The following is a 3,135-nucleotide window of genomic DNA, read 5'->3' on the forward strand; positions in this document are numbered from 1 at the left end:
TTCATACGGAGTTGTTGTGAAAACACCTCAAGGACAAGTCGTTCATACAGGTGATTTCAAATTTGATTTCACACCAGTAGGTGAGCCAGCAGATTTAACAAAAATGGCCGAAATCGGAAAAGACGGTGTACTTTGTCTCTTATCTGATAGTACAAACAGTGAAGTGCCAAACTTTACGATGTCTGAGCGCCGCGTTGGTGATAGTATTCAAGATATATTCCGCAAAGTAGACGGTCGCATTATATTCGCAACCTTTGCATCGAATATCCATCGCTTACAACAAGTTGTTGAGGCTGCTGTTGAAAACAATCGTAAAGTAGCTGTATTCGGTCGAAGTATGGAAGCGGCTATTGAAATCGGACAAAACCTTGGTTATATCCGGTGTCCAAAGGATACATTCATAGACACATCTCAGCTAAACCGCCTACCAGCTAATAAAGTTGTTATGTTATGTACAGGTAGTCAAGGGGAGCCGATGGCAGCACTTTCACGTATCGCCAATGGTACACATCGTCAAATTCAAATTATCCCTGGCGATACAGTTGTTTTCTCTTCTTCACCAATCCCAGGCAATACAATTAGTGTAAGTCGTATAATTAACATGTTGTACCRCGCTGGTGCTGATGTAATCCATGGTAAACTCTCAAATATTCATACGAGTGGACACGGTGGACAAGAAGAACAAAAGTTAATGCTACGTCTTATTAAGCCGAAATATTTCATGCCAATTCATGGTGAATATCGTATGCAACGTATGCATATGAAATTAGCGAATGATTGTGGTATTCCAGAAGAAAATTGTTTCATTATGGATAATGGAGATGTTCTTGCTTTACGTTCTGATGAAGCAAGCGTAGCTGGGAAAATCCCATCTGGCTCTGTCTATATCGATGGAAATGGTATTGGAGATATCGGTAATATCGTATTACGTGATCGTCGCATTCTTTCTGAAGAAGGACTTGTTATTGTAGTTGTAAGCATTGATATGAAAGAATTTAAAGTTGCAGCAGGACCTGATATCATCTCGCGTGGTTTCGTTTATATGCGTGAAAGCAGCGATTTAATCAACGATGCTCAAACATTAATTACAACACATTTAGAAAAAGTAATGGAGCGAAAAACAACACAATGGTCTGAAATTAAAAATGAGATTACAGACACATTAGCACCATTCCTATACGAAAAAACGAAACGTCGTCCAATGATTTTACCAATCATTATGGAAATATAAGAAAAAGGACAATGCCTCCTCGGCATTGTCCTTTTCTCTTATCTTAAAAAATGCTTAAAACGATCTACTTCATCGTCATGACCAATTACAATTAATATATCTCCCGCCTGAACGTTTTCTGTAGCTCGAGGGGATACGATAACTTCTTTTCCACGTTTAATTGCTACAATGTTCAAACCAAACTTCGCACGAATATCTAATTCAATTAAAGAGTGCCCATCAATTTTTTTATTTGCGATAATCTCTACAATACTATGCTCATCTGAAAGCTCTAGGTAATCTAACACATTACTTGATGCGATATTATTAGCAATCCTTTTTCCCATATCTCGTTCTGGATGCACAATATGATCTGCCCCTATTTTACTTAACACTTTTTCATGATAGTCATTTTGAGCTTTTACAGTAATATTTTTCACACCTAATTCTTTCAAAATTAACGTTGTTAAAATACTTGAATTCAAATTATCTCCAATAGCAACGACTACATGATCAAAATTACGAATACCAAGACTTTTTAATACCATCTCATCTGTTGAATCTGCAATTACAGCATGCGAAGCTATATTTGCAAACTCATTAATTTTATCCTCATCTGAGTCAATTGCCATTACTTCCATACCTAATTGAGCTAATTCACGGCAAATACTTCCACCAAAACGGCCAAGCCCAATAACAGCAAATTCTTTCTCTTTTTCGCCCACAGGAATTCCTCCAATAACATCAAATACTATGTACTTTTATTGTAACATACTTTAAATTCGCTACAAAAACCTGTATATACTTCTTATTTTTGTTTTTGCATATAAAAATACTGTTGTAAATAAAACGCGATACCGAAAATTAACATACCAAATACAAATATATTTCCAAATGAACTAAATGTTTCAAAAACGAACAATAGCGTTTCTTGTCCGAAAAAAGCAAATAAAAGTTGTGTAAATGCGAATAACAGTGCCAATATGTAATGATGTTGATGGAATAAATAATGTGTTGCGCCTAAAAAAGCTACAAGCGAAACAATGAAGATCCACCAAGTTTCTAAAAACAATTGCCAATTAGTAAATTGATATCCATTTACTAATATCGCAATAATTCCTATAACTGCCATCGTCGGCACACTCCATAATAATGCACGCCTTCTAAAGAAGTGCGCACCTTTTGCATCTCCTTTTTCATTTGCGATGTATGTTAGCACGACAGTACTTATATACAAAACAGAGAGGATTGTTAAAACAATGATAAGCCAAAAATGTAATTGATAATATTCATGTTCTATATTCGTCACAATTGCAGCTAACATACATGGAATAAACATCCCTGTCCAACCATCTATTTTTCTTTCGTTCCAAAACACCGTATTACCAATCCGAATTCCTAATAGCATAAAAATAATGATACCTAGTACAAATAACGTAGTCTTATTCCCTACTAAACTCGTCGAGAAAGCAATTAATCCAATAAATAAAAAAAGAACAAATCCATTCATAATTTCTAGTACAGGTGACAAATATCTTTTCACCCATTTGTATGTTTCTTCATATTCACTATTATTTGCTAAACGATAGGCGTAAAAACTTATCCCAAAATAAACCGCCGCAATAATAACATATGCATATAAGACGAAACATAAAATCGCACTGCTAATTTGCACGTAATTCCCCACCCTTTTTCTATGTATCACATTGATTTTACACACTTTTCATACTAAAAGTAAACATATATAGGGTAGTTAAATAATTATCTTCCCTATTAGCAATAATTAATAATGAGCAGTGGCTAAAAACCCCCTGCTCATTATTAAGACGTCAAATTTAACTTTACTCATTTGTATGAAGATGTCTAACACGAACGAATACGAAAGATGTTTTCGTCTCTGAACTAAGAAGTCCCCACTCTAAACT

General features: G+C 35.1%; 3 protein-coding genes. 1 reads left to right on the top strand and 2 read right to left on the bottom strand.

Annotated elements, in window-relative coordinates; genetic code table 11:
• The coding region (gene rnjA / locus AC1DJR_RS23475; protein WP_477003628.1) for a ribonuclease J1 at positions 1 to 1,231 on the top strand (1,231 nt) is incomplete at its 5' end.
• A gap of 38 nt (positions 1,232 to 1,269) precedes the next feature.
• On the opposite strand, the gene AC1DJR_RS23480 is transcribed toward rnjA, so the two are convergent.
• Both AC1DJR_RS23480 and AC1DJR_RS23485 read right to left on the bottom strand, forming a co-directional pair.
• Positions 1,270 to 1,935, bottom strand: a complete 666-nt coding sequence (locus tag AC1DJR_RS23480; RefSeq protein WP_000504033.1) for a potassium channel family protein — start codon at positions 1,933 to 1,935, stop codon at positions 1,270 to 1,272.
• A gap of 83 nt (positions 1,936 to 2,018) precedes the next feature.
• Positions 2,019 to 2,885: a cytochrome C oxidase assembly protein gene (locus AC1DJR_RS23485; RefSeq protein WP_215566065.1), complete on the bottom strand. Its 867-nt coding sequence runs from the start codon at positions 2,883 to 2,885 to the stop codon at positions 2,019 to 2,021.
• Positions 2,886 to 3,135 lie beyond the last annotated feature (250 nt).

The organism is Bacillus sp. 05T31 (genome assembly GCF_056396725.1).